Source organism: Pseudoxanthomonas kaohsiungensis, from assembly GCF_010211765.1.
GTDB classification, from domain to species: Bacteria; Pseudomonadota; Gammaproteobacteria; order Xanthomonadales; family Xanthomonadaceae; genus Pseudoxanthomonas; species Pseudoxanthomonas kaohsiungensis.
The window spans coordinates 129,383-156,113 of record NZ_PDWO01000004.1; the positions used below are offsets into that span (position 1 = coordinate 129,383).

The window sequence follows — 26,731 nt, forward strand, 5'->3', positions numbered from 1 at the left end:
GGAGAGATGACCATGGAAGCGAAAGCCATCCTGCGCACCGCGCGCATCTCCCCGCAGAAGGCCCGCCTGGTCGCCGACCAGGTGCGCGGCCTGCCGGCCGAACGTGCCGTCAACCTGCTGAAGTTCTCCGACAAGAAGGCCGCCGCCCTGATCAAGAAGGTGGTGGAGTCTGCGATCGCCAACGCCGAGAACAACCAGGGCGCGGACGTCGACGCGCTGAAGGTCAAGACCATCATGGTCGACGAAGGTCCGACGCTGAAGCGCTTCATGGCGCGTGCGAAGGGTCGCGGCACCCGCATCCTGAAGCGGACCAGCCACATCACCGTCGTCGTCGGAGAGGGCAAGTAATATGGGTCACAAAGTTCACCCCACCGGCATCCGTCTTGGCATCGCCAAGGACTGGAATTCGAAGTGGTACGCCGACAAGGGCGAGTACGCCCAGTACCTGGCGGCCGACCTGAAGGTGCGCGAGATGCTGCGCAAGAAGCTGGCGCAGGCCGGGATCAGCAAGATCCTGATCGAGCGCCCGGCCAAGACCGCGCGCGTCACGATCCACACCGCCCGCCCGGGCGTGGTGATCGGCAAGCGTGGCGAGGACATCGAGAAGCTGCGCAAGGAAGTCAGCGAGTTGATGGGCGTCCCGGCGCACATCAACGTGACCGAGGTCCGCAAGCCGGAACTCGATGCGCAGCTGGTCGCCGAGTCGATCGCCCAGCAGCTCGAGCGCCGCATCATGTTCCGCCGCGCGATGAAGCGCGCCGTCGGCAACGCGATGCGCCTGGGCGCCCTGGGCATCAAGGTCAACGTCGCCGGCCGCCTGAACGGCGCCGAGATCGCGCGTTCGGAGTGGTACCGCGAAGGCCGCGTGCCGCTGCATACCCTGCGCGCGGACATCGACTACGGGTTTGCCGAGGCTCACACCACCTATGGCGTGATCGGCATCAAGGTATGGGTCTACAAGGGCGAGATCTTCGACTTCGCCCAGGTCGGACAGGAGAAGCAGGAAGAAGCCAGCAGCCCGCGCGGCGAGCGCGGCGACCGCGAGCGTCCCTCCCGTCCCGCACGTGAAGCGAGGTAACGGCGATGTTGCAACCCAAGCGAACCAAGTTCCGCAAGCAGTTCAAGGGCCGTAACGAGGGCCTGAGCTGGAGCGCCAACGCCGTTTCCTTCGGCGAGTACGGCCTGAAGGCCACCGCCCACGGCCGCCTGACCGCGCGCCAGATCGAGGCGGCTCGCCGCACGATCAGCCGCTACGTCAAGCGCGGCGGCAAGATGTGGATCCGCGTGTTCCCGGACAAGCCGATCACCCAGAAGCCGATCGAAGTCCGCATGGGCTCGGGCAAGGGTAACGTCGAGTACTGGGTGGCCCAGATCCAGCCCGGCCGCATGATCTATGAAATCGAGGGAGTGCCGGAAGACCAGGCGCGCGAGGCGTTCCGCCTGGCGGCCGCCAAGCTCTCGGTCACCACCACCTTCGTGACCCGCACGGTGCGCTAATGGCTACGATCAACGAACTCCGCGAAAAGTCGGCTGACCAGCTGAAGGCCCACCTGCTGGATCTGCGCAAGGAGCAGTTTTCCCTGCGCATGCAGAAGGCGACCGGCCAGCTGTCGAAGACCCACGAAACCAGCCGGGTGCGCCGCGAGATCGCGCGCGTGAAGACCCTGCTCGGCAGCAACCAGTAAGGGATCGCAGCGATGAGCGACAACAACAACAAGGCGCTGCGCACGGTCGAAGGCCGCGTGATCAGCAACAAGATGGACAAGACGGTAACCATCCTCGTCGAGCGCCAGGTCAAGCACGCCCTGTACGGCAAGTACATCAAGCGCTCGACCAAGCTCCACGCCCACGATGCGGACAATAGCTGCAACGAAGGTGACGTGGTGCGCGTGACCGAGATCGCGCCGATGTCCAAGACCAAGAACTGGCGCGTGGTGGAAATCGTCACCCGCGCGGTCGAATAAGGGAGATCTGAATCATGATCCAGATGCAGAGCTACCTCGACGTGGCCGACAACTCGGGTGCCAAGGAACTGATGTGCATCAAGGTGCTCGGCGGCTCCAAGCGCCGCTACGCGGGCATCGGCGACATCATCAAGGTGACCGTCAAGGACGCGATCCCGCGCGGCAAGGTCAAGAAGGGTGAAGTCTACGACGCCGTCGTGGTCCGTACCCGCAAGGGCGTCCGTCGTGCCGACGGCTCGCTCATCCGCTTCGATGGCAACGCTGCCGTCCTGCTGAACAACAAGCAGGAGCCGATCGGTACCCGCATCTTCGGACCGGTGACCCGTGAGCTGCGTTCCGAGAAGTTCATGAAGATCGTCTCGCTCGCGCCTGAAGTGCTCTGAGCGGAGGAAGCAGACATGGCTAACCGTATCAAGAAGGGCGACCAGGTGGTCGTCACGACCGGCAAGGACAAGGGCAAGCAGGGCGAGGTGGTGCGTGTGGATGGCGACCGCGTGGTCGTTTCCAACGTCAACCTGGTCAAGCGGCACACCAAGCCGAACCCGCAGGCGGGCGTCGCCGGCGGCGTGGTCGAGCGCGAGAGCTCGATCCACATTTCCAACGTGATGCCGGTCAACCCTGCCACTGGCAAGGGCGAGCGGATCGGATTCAAGGTCCTGGAGGATGGACGCAAACTGCGTGTGTTCCGCTCCAGTGGTGAGGCGCTCGACGCCTGAGGAATGAAGCAATGACCACGCGGCTCGAAAAGATCTACAAGGAACAGGTTGTGCCGGCTCTCATGGAGAAGTTCGGCTACACCAACCCCATGGAAGTCCCCAAGCTCGTCAAGATCACGCTGAACATGGGCGTGGGCGAAGCGGCTGCCAACAAGAAGGTGCTCGAGAACGCCGTCGCCGACCTGGCCAAGATCACCGGCCAGAAGCCGGTGACGACCAAGTCGCGCGTCTCGGTGGCCTCGTTCAAGATCCGTGACGGCTGGCCGATCGGCTGCAAGGTCACCCTGCGGCGCCACCAGATGTTCGAGTTCCTGGACCGCCTGATCAGCGTCTCGCTGCCGCGCGTCCGCGACTTCCGCGGCGTGTCGGGCCGCTCGTTCGACGGCCGTGGCAACTTCAACATGGGCGTGAAGGAACAGATCATCTTCCCGGAAATCGACTTCGACGCCGTCGACGCGATCCGCGGCATGGATATCGCCATCACCACGACCGCCAAGACCGACGCCGAAGCGAAGGCGCTGCTCGAAGCGTTCAAGTTCCCGTTCCGCAATTAAGGGTTAGACACATGGCAAAGACCTCGATGGTCAACCGCGACGTGAAGCGGGAAAAGCTGGCCAAGAAGTACGCGGCCAAGCGTGACGCGCTGAAGGCGGTCATCGCGAGCCAGACCGCTTCGTACGACGAGAAGGCCGAGGCGGTGGTCAAGCTGCAGAAGCTGCCGCGTGACTCCTCGCCGAGCCGCCAGCGCAACCGCTGCGAGCTGTCCGGCCGCCCGCGTGGCGTCTACAGCAAATTCGGCCTGGGCCGGAACAAGCTGCGCGAAGCCACCATGCGCGGCGACGTGCCCGGCCTGCGCAAGGCCAGCTGGTAAGACGGGCGGGGCGACCCCGGGTCGCCCGACCGGATGCTGTAACCGGCGAGCCGGCCCAAGGGCCGGTTTTCCTGCTATTATTCCGCGCTTCCCCCGGCCAGCCCGGGATGGCCAAGGGCCCTGGCCCCTTCCAGGAACAATCCAGATTTCGCGAAAGCGGATATCGGTGCACTCAAGGAACCATTCATGAGCATGACTGATCCCATCGCCGACATGCTGGTCCGCATCAAGAATGCGGCCGCTGTGGGCAAGCCGACGGTGAAGCTGCCGTCCTCGAAGATCAAGGTCGCCATCGCCAACGTCCTCAAGGACGAAGGCTACATCTCGGACCTGCGCGTTACCCAGGGCGAGAACAACAAGGCCGAACTCGAGATCGTGCTGAAGTACTTCGAAGGCCGCCCGGTCATCGACCAGCTCAAGCGCGCCTCGCGCTCGGGCCTGCGCCTGTACCGCGGCAAGAGCGACCTGCCGAAGGTCCTCGGCGGCCTCGGCGTGGCCATCATTTCCACCTCCCAGGGCATCATGACCGACAAGCAGGCGCGCAACGCCGGCGTGGGCGGCGAAGTCCTGTGCTACGTGGCCTAATCGAAGGAGTACGACGAGCATGTCCCGCGTAGCCAAGAAGCCGATCGCCCTCCCGAAGGGCGTCGAACTGAACATCCAGGACACCAGCGTCAGCGCCAAGGGTCCGAAGGGCACGCTGTCGCTGGCCAAGCCGGCCGGCGTGCAGATCGCCGTCGAGGACGGCAACGCCGTGCTGTCGGCCAACGATGCCTCGCTGGTCCCGCTGACCGGCACCGTGCGCGCGATCCTGGCCAACATGGTCAAGGGCGTCTCGGAAGGCTTCGAGCGCAAGCTCGAGCTGGTCGGCGTCGGTTACCGCGCCGCGATGCAGGGCAAGGACCTGAGCCTGTCGCTCGGTTTCTCGCATCCGGTCGTGTACGCGGCGCCGGAAGGCATCACCATCACCACGCCGACCCAGACCGAAATCCTGGTCCAGGGCGCGGACAAGCAGCTGGTGGGCGAAGTCGCCGCCAAGATCCGCGCTTACCGCAAGCCCGAGCCGTACAAGGGCAAGGGCGTGAAGTACTCCGACGAAGTCATCATCCGTAAGGAAGCCAAGAAGGCGTAAGTGTTCGCGGGTCGTCCACTGGAGCCCGGCCGTCGGCCGGACGTCCCGGCAGCGCCCCGCACCATCCTTCAGCTTCCACGAGGTAAATACACATGAGCATCAAGAACGACGCCCGCCTGCGCCGCGCCAAGTCCACCCGGGCCCACATCCGCAAGCTCGGCGTGCCGCGCCTGTCGGTGCTGCGCACCGGCCAGCACCTGTATGCCCAGCTGTTCACCGCCGATGGCGCCAAGGTCATCGCGGCCGCCAACACCCTGCAGGCCGACGTCAAGGAAGGCCTGAAGAACGGCAAGAACAGCGACGCCGCCGCCAAGGTCGGCAAGCTGATCGCCGAGCGCGCCAAGGCCGCGGGCATCGAGAAGGTCGCCTTCGACCGCTCGGGCTACCGTTACCACGGCCGCATCAAGGCCCTGGCCGACGCCGCCCGCGAGGGTGGCCTGCAGTTCTGATCCAGCGGGCCCGCTGCGGCGGGTCCCGACCTGCCGGCGCAGGGTGCGCCGGACGCCGTCCTCCTTCTGCGGGGGCGTGACGTTGCACCGCGACAGCCCACAACCATAAGCGGCCACGAGCCGTACATATCCAGACAACCAAGGAATCACAGCAATGGCAGAAGAGCGTCAGCCGCGGGGCCGCGATCGCGACCGCAACCGCGAAGAGAAAGTCGACGACGGCATGATCGAGAAGCTGGTCGCGGTCAACCGCGTCAGCAAGACCGTCAAGGGCGGCCGCCAGTTCACCTTCACCGCGCTGACCGTGGTCGGCGACGGCGACGGCAAGGTCGGTTTCGGCTACGGCAAGGCCCGCGAGGTCCCGGTCGCCATCCAGAAGTCGATGGAGTATGCGCGCAAGGGCATGCTGACCGTCGACCTGAACAACGGCACCCTGTGGCACCCGGTGAAGGCCGGCCACGGCGCCGCGCGCGTGTTCATGCAGCCGGCCTCCGAAGGTACCGGCGTGATCGCCGGCGGCGCCATGCGCGCCGTCCTGGAAGCGGTCGGCGTGAAGAACGTGCTGGCCAAGGCCGTCGGTTCGCGCAACCCGATCAACCTGGTCCGCGCCACCCTGGCCGGCCTGGAAGCCATGCAGTCGCCGACCCGCATCGCGGCCAAGCGCGGCAAGAAGGCGGAGGAACTCCTCAATGGCTAACGAGTCCAACAAGACCGTCAAGGTGCGCCTGGTGCGCGGCCTGCGCGGCACCCAGGCCCGCCACCGCCTGTCGGTCAAGGCCCTGGGCCTGAACAAGCTCAACGACGTGCGCGAGCTGAAGGACAGCCCGCAGGTCCGCGGTCTGATCAACCAGCTGCACTACCTGGTGCGGGTCGAGGACTAAGGAGAACACCATGCGTCTCAACACTCTCAAGCCCGCAGAGGGCGCCCGCCAGGAGCGGACCCGCGTCGGTCGCGGCATCGGTTCCGGCCTGGGCAAGACCGCCGGCCGCGGCCACAAGGGCTCGTTCGCCCGCTCCGGCAAGGGCAAGATCAAGGCAGGCTTCGAAGGCGGCCAGACCCCGATGCAGCGTCGCCTGCCGAAGGTCGGCTTCCGCTCGGTGACCGCCAAGGACACCGCCGAAGTGCTGCTGTACAAGCTCGACCTGGTCGAAGGCGACACCGTCGACTTCGCCACGCTGAAGGCGGCCAAGCTGGTTCCGTCGACGGCCAAGCGCGCCAAGATCGTCAAGAAGGGCGAACTGTCGCGCAAGCTGACCATCAAGGGCGTGCAGGTGACCGCGGGTGCCAAGACCGCGATCGAAGCCGCCGGCGGCAGCATCGAGGAGTAAGAAGCACATGGCGCAAGCTGGCATCGGCAATCTCGGCAGCGGCCTGGGCAAGTTCACCGAACTTCGCCAGCGCCTGCTGTTCGTGCTGGGTGCGTTGGTCGTCTACCGGATCGGCTGTTTCGTGCCGGTCCCGGGCGTCAACCCCGATGCCATGCTCGCCATGATGCAGGCGCAGGGCGGCGGCATCGTGGACATGTTCAACATGTTCTCGGGCGGCGCCCTGCACCGCTTCAGCATTTTCGCGCTCAACGTGATGCCGTACATCTCGGCGTCGATCGTGATGCAGCTGGCCGTCCATATCTTCCCGGCGCTGAAGGCGCTGCAGAAGGAGGGCGAGTCCGGCCGCCGCAAGATCACCCAGTACTCGCGCGTCGGCGCGGTGCTGCTGGCGGTGGTGCAGGGCGGAAGCATCGCCATGGCGCTGCAGAACCAGACCGCGCCGGGCGGCGTGCCGGTCGTCTATACCCCGGGCATCGGCTTCGTCCTGACCGCAGTGGTGGCGCTGACCGCCGGCACCATCTTCCTGATGTGGCTTGGCGAGCAGGTCACCGAGCGCGGCATCGGCAACGGCGTGTCGCTGATCATCTTCGCGGGTATCGTCGCCGGCCTGCCGTCGGCCGTGATCCAGACCGTGCAGGCCTACCAGAACGGCAGCCTCAACTTCCTGTCGCTGCTGCTGATCGTGGTGGTGGTGCTGGGCTTCACCTGGTTCGTGGTGTTCGTCGAGCGCGGCCAGCGCCGGATCACGGTCAACTACGCGCGGCGCCAGGGTGGCCGCAACGCGTACATGAACCAGACCTCGTTCCTGCCGCTCAAGCTCAACATGTCGGGCGTGATCCCGGCGATCTTCGCCTCCAGCATCCTGGCGTTCCCGGCGACGCTGAGCATGTGGTCCGGCCAGGCCACGCAGGCGACCTGGCTGCAGCGCGTGTCCAATGCGCTGGCCCCGGGCGAGCCCCTGCACATGATCGTGTTCGCCGCGCTGATCACCGGCTTCGCGTTCTTCTATACCGCGCTGGTGTTCAACTCGCAGGAAACCGCGGACAACCTGAAGAAGTCCGGCGCGCTGATCCCGGGCATCCGGCCGGGCAAGGCCACCGCCGACTACATCGACGGCGTGCTGACCCGCCTGACCGCCGCCGGCGCCGCCTACCTGGTGATCGTCTGCCTCCTGCCGGAGGTGATGCGCACCCAGCTCAACACGTCGTTCTACTTCGGCGGCACCTCGCTGCTGATCGTGGTGGTCGTGGTGATGGACTTCATCGCCCAGATCCAGGCCCACCTGATGTCGCACCAGTACGAGAGCCTTCTGAAGAAGGCCAACCTCAAGGGTGGCTCCCGCGGCGGTCTCGCCCGGGGCTGACCCCAGATTCCATCCCGGCGGACCCATTCCGCCGGCATCCGGACATGACCGGATCAACCAAATGGGCGGCCCTCGCGACGTCTCGCGCGAGGGTGAGATTCTGCGGTGCCGCGCTGGAGTAGCGCGGCCGGCCACCGGGCAACCGGGCGGTCAGCGGGATCCGGCGCCGGAGCATGGGCACACTCCCCATGCCGGGTCCAGGGCCTTCGGGCCCCGGGCTTCCAAGTAATCCGGGACATTGATAGAATTCGCAGTTCACTTTTGAACCATCCTGTCGGGCGTGCCCTGGGCGCGTGCCGACCCTCAAGTTTGGAGATCGCGTCATGGCGCGTATTGCAGGCGTCAACCTGCCGACTCAGAAGCACGTCTGGGTGGGATTGCAGAGCATCTTTGGCATCGGCCGGACCCGGTCGAAGAAGGTGTGCGAAGCCGCGGGTGTGGCTTCCAACACCAAGATCCGTGACCTGTCCGAGCCCGAAGTCGAGCGCCTGCGCGCCGAAGTCGGCAAGTACGTGGTCGAAGGCGACCTGCGTCGCGAAATCGGCATCGCCATCAAGCGACTGATGGACCTGGGCTGCTACCGCGGCCTGCGTCACCGTCGTGGCCTGCCCCTGCGCGGCCAGCGCACCCGCACCAACGCCCGCACCCGCAAGGGTCCGCGCAAGGCGATCAGGAAGTAAGGGATACCGACCATGGCAAAGCCGGCAGCAGCCAAGACCAAGAAGAAGATCAAGCGCGTCGTCACCGACGGCATCGCGCATGTCCACGCTTCTTTCAACAACACCATCGTGACGATCACCGACCGCCAGGGCAACGCGCTCTCGTGGGCGACTTCGGGCGGCGCGGGTTTCCGCGGCTCGCGCAAGTCGACCCCGTTCGCCGCGCAGGTCGCCGCCGAGAAGGCCGGCAAGGCCGCGCTCGACTACGGTGTGAAGTCGCTTGAAGTCCGCATCAAGGGGCCGGGCCCGGGTCGTGAATCGGCCGTCCGCTCGCTCAACAACGTGGGCTACAAGATCACCAACATCATCGACGTGACGCCAATCCCGCACAACGGGTGCCGTCCGCCGAAGAAGCGTCGCGTCTAAGGGGGCGATAAGAAATGGCTCGTTATATCGGTCCTACCTGTAAGCTCGCGCGCCGCGAAGGCGCCGATCTTTCCCTCAAGAGCCCGGCCCGTGCGCTGGACTCCAAGTGCAAGCTGGAGCAGAAGCCCGGCCAGCACGGCGCGACCGCGCGCAAGGGCAAGCTGTCCGACTACGCCACCCAGCTGCGCGAGAAGCAGAAGGTCAAGCGCATCTACGGCCTGCTGGAGCGCCAGTTCCGCAACTACTACAAGAAGGCCTCGACCAAGAAGGGCAACACCGGCGAGAACCTGCTGCAGCTGCTGGAAACCCGCCTGGACAACGTGATCTACCGCATGGGTTTCGCGGTCACGCGTCCGTCGGCGCGCCAGCTGGTCAGCCACCGCGGCGTGCTGGTCAACGGCAAGCCGGTGAACCTGCCGTCGTACCAGGTCAAGGCCGGCGACGCGATCGCCCTGTCCGAGAAGGCGCAGAAGCAGCTGCGCGTCCAGGAAGCCCTGACCGTGGCCGAGCAGCACGACATGACCCCGTCGTGGATCGAGGTCGACGCCAAGAAGTTCGCCGGCGTGTTCAAGGCCGTCCCGGACCGGGCCGACCTGCCGGCCGACATCAACGAAGCGCTGATCGTCGAGCTGTACTCGAAGTAACAGTGGCTGGCCGCCGCGCCCTCCCGGGCGCGGCGCCGCATCCCACACCCCGGCCGGATCGCGTCGCCCCGCCTTCCGGCCGCCCCCGGATGACGGGGCCACAAGCCAGAGCCGGCGGTTCCCAGATCGTCGGCTCATTGCAGGAGAATCCGCAACATGACGGTTACCGCCAACCAGGTCCTGCGTCCCCGCGGACCGCAGATCGAACGCCTCACCGACAATCGCGCCAAGATCGTGATCGAACCGCTCGAGCGCGGTTACGGCCACACGCTGGGCAACGCGCTGCGCCGCGTCCTGCTGTCCTCGATCCCCGGCTTCGCGATCACCGAGGTCGAGATCGACGGCGTGCTGCACGAGTACACCACGGTCGAAGGCCTGCAGGAGGACGTGCTGGAAGTCCTGCTGAACCTGAAGGACGTCGCCATCCGCATGCACAACGGCGAGAGCGCCACCCTGAGCCTGTCCAAGCAGGGTCCGGGCGTGGTCACCGCCGGTGACATCAAGACCGACCACAACGTCGAGATCCTCAACGTCGACCACGTGATCTGCCACCTCACCAAGGACACGGCGCTGAACATGCGCCTGAAGATCGAGCGCGGCTTCGGCTACCAGCCGGCGACCGCCCGTCGCCGTCCGGACGAGGAAACCCGCACGATCGGCCGCCTGGTCCTGGACGCCTCGTTCTCGCCGGTCCGCCGCGTCGCCTACGCCGTGGAAGCCGCGCGCGTGGAGCAGCGCACCGACCTGGACAAGCTGGTCCTGGACATCGAGACCAACGGCACGATCGACGCCGAGGAAGCCGTGCGCACCGCCGCCGACATCCTCAGCGACCAGCTGTCGGTGTTCGGCGACTTCACCCACCGCGACCGTGGCGCCGCCAAGGCCACCCCGACCGGCGTGGATCCGGTGCTGCTGCGCCCGATCGACGACCTCGAGCTGACCGTGCGTTCGGCCAACTGCCTCAAGGCCGAGAGCATCTACTACATCGGCGACCTGATCCAGAAGACCGAGGTCGAGCTGCTCAAGACCCCGAACCTGGGCAAGAAGTCGCTGACCGAGATCAAGGAAGTCCTCGCCCAGCGTGGCCTTTCGCTCGGCATGAAGCTCGAGAACTGGCCGCCGGCGGGCGTCGCCGCCCACGGCATGCTCGGCTAAGAAGCAACACCGTTCCCGCATCCATCGCGATGCGGGAACGTTTCGGCGCCGACGGGCCTGAAGGCCCGCGGCGACTCACCGGCCAAGGAGTGCCGGTTCGGGCCAGCGCAGTCCACAGCAGCAACGCCTGGATGGCGACAGCGAACCACAACCGCCACAACATTCCACAGGAACCACGACCATGCGCCACCAGAAAGCCGGCCGCAAGTTCAGCCGCACCAGCGCCCACCGCGAAGCGATGTTCAAGAACATGGCCGCCTCGCTGTTCAAGCACGAACTGATCAAGACCACCCTGCCCAAGGCCAAGGAACTGCGCCGCGTCGCCGAGCCGCTGATCACCCTGGCCAAGGTCGACAGCGTCGCCAACCGCCGCCTGGCGTTCGCCCGCCTGCGTGACAAGGAAGCCGTCGGCAACCTGTTCACCATGCTGGGCCCGCGCTACCAGGGCCGCCCGGGCGGCTACCTGCGCATCCTCAAGTGCGGCTTCCGCGCCGGCGACAACGCGCCGATGGCGTATGTCGAGCTGGTCGATCGCCCGCAGGCCGCCGAGTAATCCGGCACGACACATTCCGTCCGCCGCCCCCGTGGCGACGGGATCGAAAGCCCCGGCACGGCCGGGGCTTTTTCGTTTCAGGCGCGACGATTACCGTTGCGGCCCCGGATGCGGAATAATCGCTGCATCTTCCCTGCGGGCGGCGGCCCCGATCCTGCCAATGAATCCTTTCCGCTGGAGTTTCCGCGCGCAGTTCCTCGCCGGCTTCCTCGGTTGCGTCGCGCTTGTCGGCTACGCGATCTATACCCAGCTCTACCAGGGCCTGGAACCCTGCCCGCTGTGCATCTTCCAGCGCATCGCCTACGCGGCGCTGGGACTGGTGTTCCTGCTCGGTGGCCTGCATGCGCCGCGTTCCCCGGGCGGCCGCGGCTTCTACGGCGTGCTGGTGCTGCTGGCGTCGGCCGTCGGCATCGGCATCGCCGGCCGCCATGTGTGGCTGCAATCCCTGCCCAAGGAGCTGGCGCCGTCGTGCGGTCCGCCCCTGTCGTTCCTGCAGGAGACACACGGCCCGCTCGAGCTGGTGCGCAAGGTGCTCACGGGCACCGGCAACTGCGGCGATGTCGACTGGACCCTGTTCGGCCTCAGCATGCCGGCCTGGAGCCTGGCCGGCTTCGTCCTGCTGGCGCTGTGGGGCCTGTTCGCCGCCTTCCGGCGCCGCAAGGGACGCAACCGCCTGTGATCCTCCTTCCGACGCGAACCCGCCCATGAGCACGCCCGAGCGCACCCTGCACGCCGTCGACCTGGCGCAGAGCTGGTCGCCTTCCAGCTGGCGCGCCCGTCCGGCGCTGCAGATGCCGCAATACCCCGATGCAGCCGCGCTGGAGGCGGCGCTGGCCGAGCTGCGGCAGCTGCCGCCACTGGTGACCTCGTGGGAGATCTTCGCGCTGAAGAAGCAGCTCGCCGAAGCGCAGGAAGGCAAGCGTTTCCTGCTGCAGGGCGGCGACTGCGCCGAGAACTTCAGCGACTGCGAGTCCGGCACCATTTCCAACCGGCTCAAGGTGCTGCTGCAGATGAGCCTGGTGCTGGTCCATGGCCTGCGGCTGCCGGTGGTCCGCGTCGGCCGCTTCGCCGGCCAGTACGCCAAGCCGCGATCGGCCGACCTGGAAACCCGTGGCGAGGTCAGCCTTCCGAGTTATCGCGGCGACGTGGTCAACGGCCCGGCGTTCACGGCGGAAGCGCGCGTGCCCGATCCCCGGCGCATGATCACCGCGCATGCGCGCTCGGCGATGACGATGAACTTCGTGCGCGCGCTGATCGACGGCGGTTTCGCCGACCTGCACCATCCCGAGTACTGGAGCCTGAGCTGGGTCGGCTGCTCGCCGCTGGCCGAGGACTACCAGAAGATGGTGAACTCGATCGGCGACGCCGTGCGGTTCATGGAGACGCTGGCCGGCGTGGAGGTGCACAACCTCAACCGGATCGATTTCTACACCTCGCACGAAGCCCTGTTGCTGCCGTACGAGGAGGCGCTGACACGGCAGGTACCGCGGCAGTGGGGCTGGTTCAACCTGTCCACGCACTATCCGTGGATCGGCATGCGCACCGCCGCGCTGGACGGCGCCCACGTGGAGTACTTCCGCGGCATCCGCAATCCGATCGCGATCAAGGTGGGCCCGTCGGTGCAGCCGGACCAGCTGCTGCGCCTGGTCGACGTGCTCAACCCGGATGACGAGCCCGGGCGGCTGACCTTCATCCACCGCATGGGGGCCGCCCAGATCGCGGACCGGCTGCCACCGCTGCTCGATGCCGTCCGCCGCGACGGCCGGCGCGTGCTGTGGGTCTGCGATGCGATGCACGGCAACACCGAGAGCACTGCCAACGGCTATAAGACCCGCCGCTTCGCCAACATCCTGTCCGAGGTGGAGCAGTCCTTCGACCTGCATGCAGCCGCCGGGACGCGTCTGGGTGGCGTGCACCTGGAGCTCACCGGGGAAGACGTGACCGAATGCACCGGTGGGGCGCGCGAACTGACCGAGGTCGACCTCGAGCGCGCCTACCGCTCCTCCGTGGACCCGCGGCTCAACTACGAGCAGTCGCTGGAGATCGCGATGGCGATCGTGCGCAAGCAGGGCCAGCGCAGCGGCGACGCATCGACCTGAGCCACGCGCGCCAGGGCACGCAAGGATAGGGCTTGGCGCTGCAGCAGCGGGGCGCCCCGCGTATCGCCGCGTCTCGCTCATCCTCGAAGGGCACTCAACGCGCGCTGCGACCTTCCGTGGCGTGCCGCCGCCAGCCGACGCCACCATCACCCCGCATCCTGCAGGATGGGAAGCCATCGCGCGTTCCATCGCGTGGCTCCTGCCTGGAGCCACACGCGTGCCACGCGCACCTTCCCGAGCCCCCCACAGGAGGAGAACGATGGACGCATGGAGTTGGAGCCACTGGGGAGACTACGTGGTCCCATTGGGCGGGGCGTTGCTGCTCGGCCTGCTCGTCCATTTCGGATTGCGCCTGCTTGCGCGCCGAGCCGCCCAGCGCGACTCAAGCCGGGCGCGCTGGGTGCGGGTGGTGACCGTGCCGATGGCATTCGCGCTGCCGCTGCTGTTCGTGAGCGTGGCGGTGCGCACGGTGCCGATGCCCGAATCGCAGCTGGAGCTGTGGATCCACGTGCTGCGCCTGGCGCTGCTCGCCTGCGTCACCTGGCTGCTGGTGCGCATCGTCGGGGCGATCGAGTCCTCGATCCTGCGCCGCAATCCGATGGAGGTCGCCGACAACCTGCATGCGCGGCGGATCCAGACCCAGGCGCGGGTGCTCAGCCGCATCGCCATGGGCACCATCATCCTGCTCGGCGTCTCCCTGGCGCTGATGACGTTTCCCGCGGTGCGCCAGATTGGCACCACGCTACTGGCCTCGGCCGGCATCATGGGCCTGGTGGCCGGCATCGCCGCACGGCCGGTGTTCGGCAACCTGATCGCCGGCCTGCAGATCGCGCTGGCGCAGCCGATCCGCCTGGACGACGTGGTGATCGTGGAGGGCGAGTGGGGGCGGATCGAGGAGATCTCCAGCACGTACGTCGTGGTGCGCATCTGGGACGAGCGCAGGATGGTGGTGCCGTTGTCCTGGTTCATCGAGAACCCGTTCCAGAACTGGACGCGCAGCACGGCGCAGATGCTGGGTACGGCGTTCCTGTGGCTCGACTACCGCACGCCGATGGACCAGGTCCGCGCGGAGCTTGAGCGCATCTGCCACGACGATCCGCGCTGGGATGGCCGCGTCTGCATCGCCCAGGTCACCGAAACCAGCGAGCACGTCATGCAGGTGCGGTTGCTCGTCAGTGCCAGGGATTCGGGCGAGGCGTTCGACCTGCGCTGCGCGGTGCGGGAGCGGATGATCGCCTTCCTGGCCGAGCACCACCCGCAGGCGTTGCCGAGGTTGCGTGCGCAGGTCGAACGGCACGCAGAGGCTGCCGGTGCCTCGCCGACGCAGCTGCCGGCGGCCGGCATTCCGAGTTCCCCGCGTGCCGAAGACGTCGACGACCTGCCCGGAACGCCATGAGACGAGGCTTCAGCGGGCGTTGCCCGGCGCAATGGATTGCGGGCTGCCCGCGGCAAACCCCGGCGGATGGCGCGCACGGGTGAGTTGTTCGTAGGCATGACCGATGCGCAGCAACCGCGCCTCGCTCCATGCCGGGCCGATGAAGGTCAGGCCCAGCGGCAGGCCATCGCTGTGGCCCATCGGCACGGTCAGCGCGGGATAGCCGGCGACCGCGGCGGCGCCGTAGCCGCTGCCGGGGAAGTGGTCGCCCTGCGCCGGATCGACCGGCCAGGCCACCCCCGTGGTCGGCGCTACGAGGACATCCAGCTGCTGCGCCTCCAGCGCGGCATCGATGCCTTCCGGTCCCGCCAGGCGACGGGCCCGCGTGCGCGCGGAGATGTAGTCGGGTGAAGCCAGGCCGGTGCGGGCGTCGGCCTGCTCGAACAGGTCCTGGCCGAACAGGGGCATCACCTGGGACGCATGCGCGCGGTTGTAGTCGATCAGTGCCCGCAGGCTCTGCACCGGCGCCTGCCGCTGGCGCAGGTACTGCTCCAGCGCCGGCTTGAATTCGGACAGCAGTACTTCGCGCTCGTCGTCCCGCCACTGGTCCTGGGTGGGAATGCGTGCGTCGACCACGACCGCGCCGGCATCGCGCATCGCCGCCACCGCGCGCTCGGTCGCCGTGGCCGCCTCGGGCGAGATCGACAGGCGGTCGCGGAGCAGCCCGATGCGCACACCGCGCAGGCTGGCGCCGCGCAGCTGCTGCGCGTAGTCGAAACTGGCCAGCACGCTGTTGTCGGCGGTGGCCGGATCGGCTGGATCGCGACCGGCGATCGCCGCCAGCAGGATCGCGGCATCCTCCACGCTGCGCGCCATCGGCCCGGCGGTGTCCTGGCTGGGTGCTATCGGCACGATGCCGTTGCGGCTGACCAGGCCGACGGTCGGCTTCAGCCCCACCACGCCATTGACCGCGGCGGGGCAGAGGATGCTGCCGTCGGTCTCCGTGCCGATGCCGACCGCGGTCATGTTCGCCGCCACCGCCACCGCCGTGCCCGAGCTCGAACCACAAGGGGAGCGGTCCAGCGCGTAGGGATTGCGCGTCTGCCCACCGATCGAACTCCAGCCGGACAGCGAGCGGCTGGAGCGGAAATTGGCCCATTCGCTGAGGTTGGCCTTGCCCAGGACCACCGCGCCGGCCTCGCGCAGCCGCGCCACCAAGAATGCGTCGTGCGCCGGCCGCAGCTCGGCCAGGGCAAGCGACCCGGCGGTGGTGGCCATGGGCGTGGCGTCGATGTTGTCCTTGAGCAGGACCGGGATGCCATGCAGGGGGCCGCGCACGCGCCCCGCGGCGCGCTCGGCGTCGAGCGCAGCGGCGTCGGCGCGTGCGCGTGGATTGAGGCTGATGATCGCATTGAGGCGCGGGCCATTGCGGTCGAGCTCGATGATCCGCGCCAGGTAGGCCTGCACCAGCGCGTGGCTGCTGGTTTCGCCGCGGGCCATTGCCGCCTGCAGGTCGGCGATGCCGGCTTCGGCATAGGCGAAGCCGGTGGTGGATGGCGTCGGTCGTGCGGCGTCCTGCGCTGGCTCCGGATCGGGCCGACAGGCCGATGCCAGGCAGCACAGGACGGCGGTGACCAGCCATGTGGTCGGGCGCATCGAACTCTCCCCGGAGCCTCCGGAAAGAGCCTACGACCGCTTCGCGGCCTTGGCAAACCTGCGAAACGCAGAACGCCGGCGTGGGAGCCGGCGTCCTGGAGGGGCAGGCACGCAGCCGCAGCAGGCTGCTGCGGGCGTCAGGCCGCCCGCGACGCCCGCTTGCGGTCGCTTTCGGTCAGCAGCTTCTTGCGCAGGCGGATCTCCTTCGGGGTGACTTCGACCAGCTCGTCGTCCTCGATGAAATCCAGCGCCTGCTCCAGCGAGAACTTGATCGCCGGGGTCAGCTTGATCGCGTCGTCCTTGCCCGAAGCGCGCATGTTGGTCAGCGGCTTGGTCTTGATCGCGTTGACGGTCAGGTCGTTGTCCTTGGAGTGGATGCCGACCAGCTGGCCCTCGTACACCATGTCGCCTTCGGCGGCGAACAGGCGGCCGCGCTCCTCCAGCGGGCCCAGCGCGTAGGCCGGGGTGGCGCCCGGCGCATTGGCGATCATCACGCCGTTGATGCGCTTGGCGATCGCGCCCTGTTCCTTCGGGCCGTAGTGGTCGAACACATGGAACAGCAGGCCCGAGCCCTGGGTCAGGGTCTTGAACTCGTTCTGGAAGCCGATCAGGCCACGTGCCGGGATTTCATAGTCCAGGCGCACGCGGCCCTTGCCGTCGGATTCCATGTTCTTCAGCTGCGCCTTGCGGGTGCCCAGCTTCTCCATCACGCCGCCCTGGTGGATCTCCTCCACGTCGACGACGAGCTGCTCGATCGGCTCCATCAGCTGGCCATCGATCTCCTTGATGATGACCTCGGGGCGCGACACGGCCAGCTCGTAGCCTTCGCGACGCATGTTCTCGATCAGCACCGACAGGTGCAGCTCGCCGCGGCCGGAGACCAGGAACTTGTCCGCGTCCTCCAGCTGCTCGACCTTCAGCGCTACGTTGTGCACCTTCTCGCGGTCAAGCCGGTCCTTCAGCTGGCGGCTGGTCAGGAACTTGCCGCCGGACAGGTCCTTGTTGCCGGCGAACGGCGAGTTGTTGACCTGGAAGGTCATCGAGATGGTCGGCTCGTCGACGGTCAGGGCCGGCAGCGCCTCGGGCGCCTCGAGTGCGCAGACGGTGTCGGAGATGGTCAGCTCGGCGATGCCGGAAATGGCGACGATGTCGCCGGCCTCGGCCGACTCCTGTTCGATCCGCTCCAGGCCCATGAAGCCCAGTACCTGCAGCACCTTGCCCTGGCGCTTCTTGCCCTCGCGGTCGATCACCGCCACCGGCATGTTCTTCTTCAGCGTGCCGCGCTGGATGCGGCCGATGCCGATGACGCCGACGAAGCTGTTGTAGTCCAGCTGGCTGATGCGCATCTGGAAGGGGCCTTCGAGGTCGACCTCGGGCCGCGGCGCGTGCTGCATGATCGCTTCGTACAGCGGGGTCATGTCGCCCGAGCGCGCTTCCGGATCCAGCGAGGCGTAGCCGTTGAGCGCCGAGGCGTAGACGATCGGGAAGTCCATCTGCTCGGCCGTGGCGCCGAGGCGGTCGAACAGGTCCCAGACCTGTTCCACGACCCAGTCCGGGCGCGAGCCGGGGCGGTCGATCTTGTTGACGACCACAATCGGCTTGAAGCCCATCGCGAACGCCTTCTGGGTGACGAAGCGCGTCTGCGGCATCGGGCCGTCCATCGCGTCGACCAGGATCAGCACGGTGTCCACCATCGACAGCACGCGCTCGACCTCGCCGCCGAAGTCGGCGTGGCCGGGGGTGTCGACGATGTTGATCCGGTTGCCCTGCCAGGTGATGGCGGTGTTCTTGGCCAGGATGGTGATGCCGCGTTCCTTTTCCTGGTCGTTGCTGTCCATCACGCGCTCGGCCAGCACGGTGCGTTCGGACAGCGTGCCCGACTGCTTGAGCAGCTGGTCGACGAGGGTGGTCTTGCCGTGGTCGACGTGGGCGACGATGGCGATGTTGCGCAGGTTTTCGATGGACATGGATTCTGGGATCGTGACGCGTGGGATCGGGAACGCGCACCCAGGTACCCCCTTCGAAGGGGCAAGGCGCGGGGAGGGGGCGAAAGGAAGCGCGCTATTATAACCGGTCAACCGCCCCCACCGGGCATCTGGAGCTGAACACATGAGCCTGACCGCCACCTTCGACACCGCCAAGGGCGTCATCAAGGTCGACCTGCTGCCCGAGAAGGCGCCGCTGACCGTGGCCAATTTCGTCAACCTGGCCCAGCGCGGCTTCTACGACGGCCTGAGCTTCCATCGGGTCATCGCCGACTTCATGATCCAGGGCGGCTGCCCGGAGGGCTCCGGCCGCGGCGGCCCGGGCTACCGCTTCGAGGACGAGACCAGCAATGGCGTGGCCCACGAGCGCGGCGTCCTGTCCATGGCCAACGCCGGTCCGAACACCAACGGCAGCCAGTTCTTCATCACCCACGTGGCCACCCCGTGGCTGGACGGCCGCCACACCGTGTTCGGCAAGGTGGTCGAGGGACTGGACGTGGTCGACGCCGTCGCCCAGGGCGACAAGATCAACTCGGTGAAGATCGAGGGCGACGCCGCCGCGGTGCTGGCGGCCAAGGCCGACCGCGTCGCCGAGTGGAACCGTTACCTGAGCGCCTGACCGGCATCCGACCTGGCCGGCCCGCCCGTACCCGCGGGCCCGGCCGCCCGGGGGCCGCGTGATAAAATCACCGGCCCCGGACCCACCCTCCTGACCGGCCCGCCACGCGCCGGCCCTGACCCGACCCCATGCGCATCCTCGGTCTCCTGCTGATCGCCGGCCTCGCCGGCGGGCTCTATGCCTGGTGGTCCCACGACCGCCAGCCCGACCTGCATCCGGACGACCCGCGGGTGGCCACCGGCGAGGCGGGCATCGTCATGCTGGCGGCCGAGTGGTGCGGTTACTGCCGCAAGCAGCAGGGCGATTTCGAGCGGGCCGGGGTGCGCTACCGGGTGCTGGACATCGACGACGAGGACGGCGGGCGCGCCATGCGCGCGCTCGGCGCCCGCGGCGTGCCGGTGACCGTGATCGGGCAGGCCGTGGTCCGCGGCTACGACACCGGCGCCCTTGACGAAGGTCTGACGCCCCTGGGCTACGACGTCTACTAACCTGCGCGGTGCCGCGCACGCGGTCCGCTCCACTCCCACGCGAACCACCGCATCCAACGAAGGACCTCCCACCCGATGAAGACCCCCGTTCGAGTTGCCGTCACCGGCGCCGCCGGCCAGATCGGCTACGCCCTGCTGTTCCGCATCGCCTCCGGCGAAATGCTCGGCAAGGACCAGCCCGTGATCCTGCAGTTGCTGGAGCTGCCGATGGAGAAGGCCCAGGCGGCGCTGAAGGGCGTGATCATGGAGCTGGAGGACTGCGCCTTCCCGCTGCTGGCCGGCGTGGTCGGCACGGACGATCCGGAAGTGGCGTTCAAGGACGCCGACGTGGCCCTGCTGGTCGGCGCGCGTCCGCGCGGCCCGGGCATGGAGCGCAAGGACCTGCTGCTGGAGAACGCGAAGATCTTCACCGCCCAGGGCGCGGCGCTGAACAAGGTCGCCAGCCGCGACGTCAAGGTGCTGGTGGTCGGCAACCCGGCCAACACCAACGCCTACATCGCGATGAAGTCGGCGCCGGACCTGAAGCCGGAGAACTTCACCGCCATGTTGCGCCTGGACCACAATCGTGCGCTGAGCCAGCTGGCCGCCAAGGCCGGCGTGGCCGTGGGCGACATCGAGAAGCTGGTGGTGTGGGGCAACCACAGCCCGACCATGTACCCGGACTACCGCTTCGCCACCGCCAAGGGCGTATCGCTGAAGGACAAGATCAACGACGCCGACTGGAACGCCAACGAGTTCATCCCGAAGGTGGGCAAGCGCGGTGCGGCGATCATCGAGGCCCGCGGCCTGTCCTCGGCCGCCTCGGCCGCCAATGCCGCCATCGACCACGTCCGCGACTGGGTGCTGGGCAGCAACGGCAAGTGGGTGACGATGGGCATTCCGTCGGACGGCTCCTACGGCATCCCCGAAGGCGTGATCTTCGGCTTCGCCGTCACCACCGAGAACGGCAAGTACACGATGGTCCGCGACCTGCCGATCGACGAGTTCAGCCAGAAGGCGATCGACAAGACCCTGGGCGAGCTGGAAGAAGAGCGCGCCGGCGTCGCCCACCTGCTGGGCTGAGGCGCGGGTCGGAACGGGTTGACCGGACCGGTCAACCTGTTGCCAGGGGAAAGGCCGGGAATTCCCGGCCTTTTCCGTTTCCGGGGCGGATTTTCGACCAAGGTCGCAAGGCCGGGAGCGGGGGGCGGGACTAAGCTCCGCCCATCGCCAGCCCGCCGCCCCCGGGAGGGGAAGCCGCCATGCGCTACGAAGACCTGTACCGGCGTTCGATCGAGCAGCCCGAGGCGTTCTGGGCCGAGGCGGCCACCGCCATCGACTGGAACGAGCCGCCCCGGAAGATCCTCGAGTACACGCAGCCCCCGTTCCGCAAGTGGTTCGCCGGCGGCACCACCAACCTGTGCCACAACGCCGTCGACCGGCACCTGGCGCAGCGTGCCGACCAGCTGGCGCTGGTGGCGGTATCCACCGAGACCGGGGTCACCCGCGAGATCACCTACCGCGAGCTGCACCGCGAGGTGAACGCGTTCGCCGCGGTGCTCAAGCGGCTGGGCGTGGGACGCGGCGAGCGGGTGGTGATCTACATGCCGAACATGGCCGAGGCGGTGTTCGCGATGCTGGCATGCGCGCGCATCGGCGCGATCCACTCGGTGGTGTTCGGCGGATTCGCCGCGCACAACCTGGCCCTGCGCATCGACGACGCGCGGCCCAGGCTGCTGATCGCCGCCGACGCCGGCAGCCGCGGCGGCAAGGTGATCCCGTACAAGCCGCTGGTGGACCAGGCCTGCGCGGAGGCGAAGTTCCCGCCGTCGAAGGTGCTGATCGTCTCGCGTGGACTGGACGCCGCACAGCCGCGCGTGGAAGGTCGCGACGAGGATTACGCGGCGCTGCGCGCGCAGGTCGGCGACCAGGAAGTTCCGGTGGAGTGGCTGGAATCCAACGAGCCCAGCTACCTGCTCTACACCTCCGGTACCACCGGCAAGCCCAAGGGCGTGCAGCGCGATGTCGGTGGCCATGCGGTCGCGTTGGCGCTGTCGATGCGCACGGTCTACGACGTCGGTCCCGGCCAGGTGATGTTCTCCACCTCCGACGTGGGCTGGGCCGTGGGGCATTCGTACAACGTGTACGGCCCGCTGCTGGTCGGTGCCACCTCGCTGCTCTACGAAGGCCTGCCGGTGAACCCCGATCCGGGCATCTGGTGGTCGCTGTGCGAGAAGTACGGCGTGCGCACCATGTTCTCCTCGCCCACGGCGGTCCGGGTGCTGAAGAAGCACGACGTGGCATACATCCGCGACCACGACCTGTCGAAGCTGCACTACCTGTTCCTGGCCGGCGAGCCGCTGGACGAACCGACGGCGCAATGGATCACCAATGCGCTGGGCAAGCCGGTCATCGACAACTACTGGCAGACCGAGACCGGTTGGCCGGTGCTGTGCCTGCTGCCGGGCGTGGACATGAAGCCGGTGAAGTTCGGCTCGCCGGGCCTGCCCAACCTGGGCTACAGGCTGCGGGTCATCGACGAGACCACCGGCAACGAGGCGGCGGTGGGCGAGAAGGGCGTGCTCGTGATCGAACCACCGCTGCCGCCCGGCTGCATGACCACGGTGTGGAACGACGACGCGCGCTTCCTCTCCAGCTACTTCGGCCACTTCCGCCAGCTGCTCTACAGCTCGCTGGACTGGGCCATCCGCGACAAGGACGGCTACACCTTCATCCTGGGTCGCGCCGATGACGTGATCAATGTCGCCGGCCACCGGCTCGGCACGCGCGAGATCGAAGAGTCGGTATCGAGCCATCCGGCTGTGGCCGAGGCGGCGGTGATCGGCGTGCACGACGAGCTGAAGGGCCAGGTTCCCGTGGTGTTCGCCACGCTCAAGCGCAGCGATGCCGGATCGGCGGAAGCGGCCGCGCAGATGATGCGCACCGTCACCGAGCAGCTGGGCGCGGTCGCGCGGCCCTCGCGCGTTTACGTGGTCAATGCCCTGCCCAAGACCCGCTCGGGCAAGCTGCTGCGCCGCTCCCTGCAGGCCTTGGCCGAGCACCGCGACCCGGGCGACCTCTCCACGCTCGACGATCCCAACGCGCTGGAGGAAGTGAAGCGCGCGCTGGAGCGGGGCGCCGACGCGGGCAGCTGACGCGGCGGTGGCGCGGCCCGTGCCGGGTGTCCGTCAATCGCCGCCCAGGCTCCGCAGGGCGCGGTACTCCCGGAGCAGGGCGCGGCGGCGGTGGCTGCCGTACCCGGCGATGCCCAGCGCCCAGGCCAGCGAAAGCCCGAACAGCACCAGCGCGGCGGACTGCCAGTCGGCATCGCCATGCAGCCACGCACCCACGTTGGCGGCGACCGAATACCCCAGCAGCGACCAGGCCGCGACCCGCGCCAGCCACAGGTCGCGCAGGCCGGTGCGCAGCTGCGCCATGCGCAAGCGAGCGTAGTCGTGCGCGCTTTCCGCCAGGCCACTGGCCGCGCGCCGCGGCCCGCGGAGAATGAACAGCCAGGCGCCCGGCAGGAACACCAGGTAGAACGGTAGCAGCAGCCAGTGCGAAGGCGACAGGCGGCCAGTCGCCAGCGCCTGACCGAACACCAGCACTGCGACCACGGTCAGCGCCACCTCCAGCGCGCGCAGCAGCCGGTGCCGCCAACGCTGGCGCTGTACGCGCCGGTGGAGGAGGGCCTGCGCGGCTGGCACGGCCTGGGCCTGCCAGGCGTCCTTCAGCATGTCGTCAAAGTCCATCGTTGTCCTCCCGGCGCGACAGCGCCTTCAACCGTTCGCGGGCGCGGTGCAGGCGTACGCCCACGTTCTCCTGGCTGATCCCCAGCATCTGCGCGATCTCCTGGTAGTCGAAGCCCTCCAGCTGCAGCATCTGTACCTGGCGCAGGTTGAGCGGCAGCGTCGCCAGCGCCTGGAACAGCCACTGCGTGCGCGCGCAGCCACCGTCCGCCGGCGCGGGTACGTCGTGCACCTCCTCGTCGAACGGCACCGGCGTGGGCGTGCGGGTTTCCGAGCGCGCGTGGCTGGCGCCCAGGTTGTGGGCGATGCGCAGCACGAACGGCAGCAGGCGGTCCGGCTCGCGCAGGCCTGGCAGGCTCTCCCAGATCGCCAGCAGCACCTCCTGCAGCAGTTCCTCGCGCACGGCATGGTTGAGCTCATAGCCGCACACCGCGCGCCACAGCTGCGGATGGAAGGCCTGGACTCGGGGCCAGAGGGCATGCATGCGGGAGCGGATCCGTGGAGTGGCGGGGTGGGCGGAGGTCCGCCCGGTATTGCCAGTCGCCGCGGGCAGGCGGTTTCTTACAGCCGGTGCGGGAAATTTTTTTCGTAAGGTTTGCTTCGTCGCCGGCGACTACGGAGGTGGAACCCACCGACCGGAAGCCACTTCATCATGCGACACCTCATGCTTGCCACCCTGCTGTCGACCATCGTGCCCGCGGCGATGGCACACGCCTCCCCGGATGCGCGGGCGGACACCGGGCCCTTGGCGCTGGACCAGGTCCACCTGGTCGATGTCGAACAGGCGCGCACCAGCCCGCCGCGCTGCGTGCGGATCGAATACGGGCGCCTGGCGCGGATCGACGACGCCGGCGACCCGGCCTGCCTGCGGGCGGCGCGCCGCATCGACCTCGGTGGCCGCTACCTGCTGCCGGGCCTGGTCGACATGCACGCCCACCACACGCTCGGGCCGCTGGAAATCGTGGGCGAGGGTGCGGACATGGTCGTGCAGGCGCTGCCCGACGATGCCATCGCCGCGCACAACGCCCGCCGACTGGTCGCTTTCGGTGTCACCACCATACGCAATCCCGGCGGCGACCTGGCGGCCGCCGCGCGCTACCGGGACGCGCTCGCACTCGGCGCGCTGACCGGGCCAGAGGCCTTCGACGCCGGCCCGGTGATCAACAATGCCGAGCTGCCGGGCCTGGCCGTGGCCGTGCACGATGCGCAGGAGATGGAGCGCGTGGTCGAAGCGCAGGTCGAGGCCGGTGCCGACTGGATCAAGCTCTACACGGGCCTGTCGCCGGCGCTGCTGCAGGCCGGCATCGATGCGGCGCACCGGCACGGGCGCCCGGCGGTGGCGCACCTGGATGGCGTCGCCTGGCCCGACGCGCTGGCGATGGGCCTGGATGGCATCGTCCACCTGATGCCGCTCAGCCCGGACCTGCTCGATGCGCCGCAACGTGCCGCGTGGCAGGCCGGCTCGCGCGGCGCCACCTGGTCGTTCTTCGAGTGGTGGGAACACTTCGATCCTGATGGGCCGGGTGGCGACGCGCTGGTGGCCGCGTTCGAGCGGCACCGGCCGGTGTTCGACGCCACCCTGGTGGCGTTCCATGCGGCGTTCGTGCAGGACGACCCGGACAACCCCTACCGGACCGACGCGCGCGAGCTGGCGCCGGCGCGGCTGCTGGCGAGCTGGAACGGCGGCTTCACCTTCGCCATGGGCTGGGAGCCGGGGGATTTCGTCCGCGCCCGTGCGATCTGGACGAAGGTCCAGCGCATGGCGGTGCGGCTGCACGCCACCGGTGCGCGCATGACCGTGGGCACCGACATGGGCAACCCGTGGGTCGCCCCCGGCATCAGCCTGCACCGCGAGATGCAGCTGCTGGCCGAGGCCGGCGTGTCGGCACCGCAGGTGCTGCTCGCGGCCACCCGCAATGGTGCCGAGGCGCTGGGCGCCGGCACGCGCCTTGGCCGCATCGCCGAGGGCTACGAGGCCGACCTGCTGGTGCTCGATGCCAATCCGCTGGACGACATCACCCGTACCCGGGGCATCCACGCCGTCGTCCTGGACGGCCGGTACCTCGACCGCGCCACCCTCGATCGATTCACTGGAGAATGAAAATGAAGCATGCACGCATGAACTGCCACCACACGCCGCAGGTGCAGGCGATGTCCCGCGCGCGGGCGCAAGCCGGCGACACCCCTCGCCAGGCACGCGCCAAGGTGCGCTGGATGGGAGTTGCTGCCGCCCTGTGCCTGTCGGCCTGGATCGCCCTGGGCGCAGGCATCGTGCTGGAAGCGGGGACCGGCACGATGGTCGTGCTGGCCAGCATCGCCGCCGTCACCACCGAAGGGACGATCTGGGTGGCGGCGGCGGTACTGGGAGTCCGTGCCCTGCAGGGGCGGCGCAGGTGGCTGGGAGCGCTCCGTCGCCGCTTCTCCTGAGCGGCATTGGGCCGATCGCGGCCCGGGTGGCACGGCTCGCCGGACGCATCATTCGGCGCTTCGAGGTCGAGGTCCTGGGGCGGGTGCTCCTACCGGCCCCGCGCGCCGCCAGCGATGGCGCATCCGGCCTGGGCACGGCGCCGGCCCGATGTCGGCGCTATCCGCGCCCGGCCTCGTTCTTCATCGCACGGGAGACGATGGCGTCGTACAGCTGGACGATCTGCGCTCCCAGGGCGTGGAACTGCGGGTTCCGGGCCACGAACCTCTGCCCCTGCTTCGCGTCCTCCAGTGCCCGCTTGAGAAAGTCGATGTCGGCGTCACCCAGGCGTTCGCCGGCGTCGACGCGTTGCTTCAGGTCGAGCGCACGGGGCAGGCGGAACCGCAGCAAGCGGTCCAGCAGCGTCTTCAGGACGGCGTCGTCGTTCACGTCGGACATGCGGGCCCTCCGCTGGCGGTCGCGCAATCGCGCAGGCAGGGTAGGCGCAGGACTGGCCACGGGGAATGGGCCCTTGGCCCCACGCGCATAGTCCGGGTGCGGTGCGTCCTGCGTACACCACGTCCACTTCCGCCTCCTGCCGGGTTGGCGTGGCGGGGCGCCCTGGATTCACTCGTCGATGCGCACGATGCGTCGGCCGAAGAACAGCGCATCCATCGAGTACGCGCCGGGGCCCAGCAGCGCCAGGGCGACGACCGACAGGCCCTGGGCGGCGAGTGCGATCGCGCGCGCATCCGGCATGGCCTGGACCAGGCCGAGCAGGGCGCAGGCGCCGGCCAGCCAGGCGATCCACGAAGTGAACAGGCCCAGTACCAGCCCCAGCGCGGCAATGCCGGTGAGGAAACCGGACACCGGCGAGGGCAGTGGCAGGCCGGCCAACGGATTGCACGCCAGCATTCCCGCCAGCACGCCCAGCCGCAGGGCCAGCAGCCCGGCGCCGGGCGAGCCCCTGGGAAACAACGGCATCAACGGTTGGGTCATCGGCAAGAGCCAGGCGGAGCGTGACGCCATCCCAGCCGAAGACGGCGCGCGGGCGCCTCCCCCAATTTGGGGAGGCGGGGCCATCGCGCCGGCCGGATGGATAGACTCTGGCGGAAA

At 68.3% G+C, this 26,731-nt stretch carries 36 protein-coding genes; 30 read left to right on the top strand and 6 right to left on the bottom strand.

Annotated features, from left to right (window positions below; translation table 11 throughout):
• The first annotated feature begins 12 nt into the window (after nt 1–12).
• The 24 genes from rplV to CSC66_RS06345 all read left to right on the top strand — a co-directional run bounded on the left by rplV (nt 13) and on the right by CSC66_RS06345 (nt 14,756).
• Nucleotides 13–348 (top strand): 50S ribosomal protein L22, encoded by a 336-nt coding sequence (rplV, locus tag CSC66_RS06230; protein WP_028918209.1) that lies wholly within the window; start codon nt 13–15, stop codon nt 346–348.
• Between the two features lies 1 nt (nt 349).
• Entirely contained in the window at nt 350–1,078 is a 729-nt protein-coding gene (gene rpsC, locus CSC66_RS06235) for a 30S ribosomal protein S3 (protein WP_162376526.1), read from the top strand.
• Nucleotides 1,079–1,083: 5 nt separating this feature from the next.
• A complete protein-coding gene (gene rplP / locus CSC66_RS06240) occupies nt 1,084–1,497 on the top strand; it encodes a 50S ribosomal protein L16 (RefSeq protein ID WP_162376527.1) in 414 nt (137 codons plus the stop codon).
• Entirely contained in the window at nt 1,497–1,685 is a 189-nt protein-coding gene (rpmC, locus tag CSC66_RS06245) for a 50S ribosomal protein L29 (RefSeq protein ID WP_162376528.1), read from the top strand. Before rplP ends, rpmC begins: the two co-directional genes overlap by 1 nt.
• A 12-nt stretch (nt 1,686–1,697) precedes the next feature.
• The gene (gene rpsQ / locus CSC66_RS06250; protein WP_162376529.1) at nt 1,698–1,964 is read left to right on the top strand and encodes a 30S ribosomal protein S17; all 267 of its coding nucleotides are present in this window, start codon (nt 1,698–1,700) and stop codon (nt 1,962–1,964) included.
• 14 nt (nt 1,965–1,978) lie between these two features.
• Nucleotides 1,979–2,347: a 50S ribosomal protein L14 gene (rplN, locus tag CSC66_RS06255; protein WP_052630536.1), complete on the top strand. Its 369-nt coding sequence runs from the start codon at nt 1,979–1,981 to the stop codon at nt 2,345–2,347.
• 15 nt (nt 2,348–2,362) lie between these two features.
• Complete coding sequence (gene rplX, locus CSC66_RS06260) at nt 2,363–2,680, top strand: 50S ribosomal protein L24 (protein ID WP_162376530.1); 318 nt, start codon at nt 2,363–2,365, stop codon at nt 2,678–2,680.
• Nucleotides 2,681–2,691: 11 nt separating this feature from the next.
• Nucleotides 2,692–3,234, top strand: coding sequence for a 50S ribosomal protein L5 (rplE, locus tag CSC66_RS06265; RefSeq protein WP_162376531.1), 543 nt, complete (start codon nt 2,692–2,694; stop codon nt 3,232–3,234).
• Between the two features lie 11 nt (nt 3,235–3,245).
• Nucleotides 3,246–3,551, top strand: coding sequence for a 30S ribosomal protein S14 (rpsN, locus tag CSC66_RS06270; protein ID WP_162376532.1), 306 nt, complete (start codon nt 3,246–3,248; stop codon nt 3,549–3,551).
• Between the two features lie 186 nt (nt 3,552–3,737).
• Complete coding sequence (gene rpsH, locus CSC66_RS06275) at nt 3,738–4,136, top strand: 30S ribosomal protein S8 (protein WP_162376533.1); 399 nt, start codon at nt 3,738–3,740, stop codon at nt 4,134–4,136.
• Nucleotides 4,137–4,155: 19 nt separating this feature from the next.
• Nucleotides 4,156–4,683, top strand: coding sequence for a 50S ribosomal protein L6 (gene rplF / locus CSC66_RS06280; RefSeq protein WP_162376534.1), 528 nt, complete (start codon nt 4,156–4,158; stop codon nt 4,681–4,683).
• Nucleotides 4,684–4,775: 92 nt separating this feature from the next.
• Entirely contained in the window at nt 4,776–5,132 is a 357-nt protein-coding gene (gene rplR / locus CSC66_RS06285) for a 50S ribosomal protein L18 (RefSeq protein WP_162376535.1), read from the top strand.
• Nucleotides 5,133–5,286: 154 nt separating this feature from the next.
• Nucleotides 5,287–5,829: a 30S ribosomal protein S5 gene (gene rpsE, locus CSC66_RS06290; protein WP_162376536.1), complete on the top strand. Its 543-nt coding sequence runs from the start codon at nt 5,287–5,289 to the stop codon at nt 5,827–5,829.
• Nucleotides 5,822–6,013 (top strand): 50S ribosomal protein L30, encoded by a 192-nt coding sequence (gene rpmD, locus CSC66_RS06295; RefSeq protein WP_162311770.1) that lies wholly within the window; start codon nt 5,822–5,824, stop codon nt 6,011–6,013. The genes rpsE and rpmD overlap by 8 nt, the downstream gene beginning before the upstream one ends.
• 10 nt (nt 6,014–6,023) lie before the next feature.
• Nucleotides 6,024–6,461 (top strand): 50S ribosomal protein L15, encoded by a 438-nt coding sequence (gene rplO, locus CSC66_RS06300; RefSeq protein ID WP_162376537.1) that lies wholly within the window; start codon nt 6,024–6,026, stop codon nt 6,459–6,461.
• 7 nt (nt 6,462–6,468) lie between these two features.
• A complete protein-coding gene (gene secY, locus CSC66_RS06305; protein WP_162376538.1) occupies nt 6,469–7,824 on the top strand; it encodes a preprotein translocase subunit SecY in 1,356 nt (451 codons plus the stop codon).
• Between the two features lie 323 nt (nt 7,825–8,147).
• Nucleotides 8,148–8,504 (top strand): 30S ribosomal protein S13, encoded by a 357-nt coding sequence (gene rpsM / locus CSC66_RS06310; protein ID WP_162376539.1) that lies wholly within the window; start codon nt 8,148–8,150, stop codon nt 8,502–8,504.
• Between the two features lie 12 nt (nt 8,505–8,516).
• Entirely contained in the window at nt 8,517–8,909 is a 393-nt protein-coding gene (rpsK, locus tag CSC66_RS06315; protein WP_013535974.1) for a 30S ribosomal protein S11, read from the top strand.
• A gap of 14 nt (nt 8,910–8,923) precedes the next feature.
• On the top strand, nt 8,924–9,553 hold the full coding sequence (gene rpsD / locus CSC66_RS06320; protein ID WP_162376540.1) for a 30S ribosomal protein S4: 630 nt from the start codon (nt 8,924–8,926) through the stop codon (nt 9,551–9,553).
• 156 nt (nt 9,554–9,709) lie between these two features.
• A complete protein-coding gene (locus CSC66_RS06325; RefSeq protein ID WP_162376541.1) occupies nt 9,710–10,708 on the top strand; it encodes a DNA-directed RNA polymerase subunit alpha in 999 nt (332 codons plus the stop codon).
• Nucleotides 10,709–10,889: 181 nt separating this feature from the next.
• Nucleotides 10,890–11,261 carry a 50S ribosomal protein L17 gene (rplQ, locus tag CSC66_RS06330; RefSeq protein ID WP_162376542.1) on the top strand — a complete coding sequence of 124 codons (372 nt, stop codon included), beginning with the start codon at nt 10,890–10,892 and terminating at the stop codon, nt 11,259–11,261.
• 160 nt (nt 11,262–11,421) lie between these two features.
• The gene (locus CSC66_RS06335; protein ID WP_162376543.1) at nt 11,422–11,940 is read left to right on the top strand and encodes a disulfide bond formation protein B; all 519 of its coding nucleotides are present in this window, start codon (nt 11,422–11,424) and stop codon (nt 11,938–11,940) included.
• A gap of 25 nt (nt 11,941–11,965) precedes the next feature.
• On the top strand, nt 11,966–13,360 hold the full coding sequence (locus CSC66_RS06340) for a class II 3-deoxy-7-phosphoheptulonate synthase (protein ID WP_162376544.1): 1,395 nt from the start codon (nt 11,966–11,968) through the stop codon (nt 13,358–13,360).
• A gap of 259 nt (nt 13,361–13,619) precedes the next feature.
• Entirely contained in the window at nt 13,620–14,756 is a 1,137-nt protein-coding gene (locus CSC66_RS06345) for a mechanosensitive ion channel family protein (protein WP_162376545.1), read from the top strand.
• Between the two features lie 9 nt (nt 14,757–14,765).
• Here the strand turns inward: CSC66_RS06345 and CSC66_RS06350 are convergent, their stop codons facing one another.
• Both CSC66_RS06350 and typA read right to left on the bottom strand, forming a co-directional pair.
• Entirely contained in the window at nt 14,766–16,391 is a 1,626-nt protein-coding gene (locus tag CSC66_RS06350; protein WP_162376546.1) for an amidase, read from the bottom strand.
• Nucleotides 16,392–16,528: 137 nt separating this feature from the next.
• Nucleotides 16,529–18,358 carry a translational GTPase TypA gene (gene typA, locus CSC66_RS06355; protein WP_162376547.1) on the bottom strand — a complete coding sequence of 610 codons (1,830 nt, stop codon included), beginning with the start codon at nt 18,356–18,358 and terminating at the stop codon, nt 16,529–16,531.
• A gap of 142 nt (nt 18,359–18,500) precedes the next feature.
• Between typA and CSC66_RS06360 the strand changes: the two genes are divergently transcribed.
• The 4 genes from CSC66_RS06360 to prpE all read left to right on the top strand — a co-directional run bounded on the left by CSC66_RS06360 (nt 18,501) and on the right by prpE (nt 22,617).
• A complete protein-coding gene (locus CSC66_RS06360; protein WP_162376548.1) occupies nt 18,501–18,995 on the top strand; it encodes a peptidylprolyl isomerase in 495 nt (164 codons plus the stop codon).
• 128 nt (nt 18,996–19,123) lie between these two features.
• Nucleotides 19,124–19,483, top strand: coding sequence for a glutaredoxin family protein (locus CSC66_RS06365; RefSeq protein WP_162376549.1), 360 nt, complete (start codon nt 19,124–19,126; stop codon nt 19,481–19,483).
• A 75-nt stretch (nt 19,484–19,558) separates the two neighbouring features.
• Entirely contained in the window at nt 19,559–20,545 is a 987-nt protein-coding gene (locus CSC66_RS06370) for a malate dehydrogenase (RefSeq protein ID WP_162376550.1), read from the top strand.
• 179 nt (nt 20,546–20,724) lie between these two features.
• Nucleotides 20,725–22,617: a propionate--CoA ligase gene (gene prpE / locus CSC66_RS06375; RefSeq protein ID WP_162376551.1), complete on the top strand. Its 1,893-nt coding sequence runs from the start codon at nt 20,725–20,727 to the stop codon at nt 22,615–22,617.
• 33 nt (nt 22,618–22,650) lie between these two features.
• Here prpE and CSC66_RS06380 read toward each other — a convergent pair whose 3' ends face one another.
• Nucleotides 22,651–23,214, bottom strand: coding sequence for a hypothetical protein (locus tag CSC66_RS06380; protein WP_162376552.1), 564 nt, complete (start codon nt 23,212–23,214; stop codon nt 22,651–22,653).
• Nucleotides 23,204–23,695, bottom strand: coding sequence for an RNA polymerase sigma factor (locus CSC66_RS06385; RefSeq protein WP_162376553.1), 492 nt, complete (start codon nt 23,693–23,695; stop codon nt 23,204–23,206). The genes CSC66_RS06380 and CSC66_RS06385 overlap by 11 nt, the downstream gene beginning before the upstream one ends.
• Before the next feature lie 168 nt (nt 23,696–23,863).
• Here CSC66_RS06385 and CSC66_RS06390 point away from each other — a divergent pair, with 168 nt between their 5' ends.
• Nucleotides 23,864–25,312, top strand: a complete 1,449-nt coding sequence (locus CSC66_RS06390) for an amidohydrolase family protein (protein ID WP_162376554.1) — start codon at nt 23,864–23,866, stop codon at nt 25,310–25,312.
• A gap of 2 nt (nt 25,313–25,314) precedes the next feature.
• Nucleotides 25,315–25,638, top strand: coding sequence for a hypothetical protein (locus CSC66_RS06395; protein WP_162376555.1), 324 nt, complete (start codon nt 25,315–25,317; stop codon nt 25,636–25,638).
• 157 nt (nt 25,639–25,795) lie between these two features.
• On the opposite strand, the gene CSC66_RS06400 is transcribed toward CSC66_RS06395, so the two are convergent.
• Together CSC66_RS06400 and CSC66_RS06405 are read right to left on the bottom strand one after the other, a co-directional pair.
• A complete protein-coding gene (locus tag CSC66_RS06400) occupies nt 25,796–26,074 on the bottom strand; it encodes a hypothetical protein (protein ID WP_162376556.1) in 279 nt (92 codons plus the stop codon).
• A gap of 168 nt (nt 26,075–26,242) precedes the next feature.
• On the bottom strand, nt 26,243–26,614 hold the full coding sequence (locus CSC66_RS06405) for a hypothetical protein (RefSeq protein WP_238394307.1): 372 nt from the start codon (nt 26,612–26,614) through the stop codon (nt 26,243–26,245).
• Nucleotides 26,615–26,731: the final 117 nt, after the last annotated feature.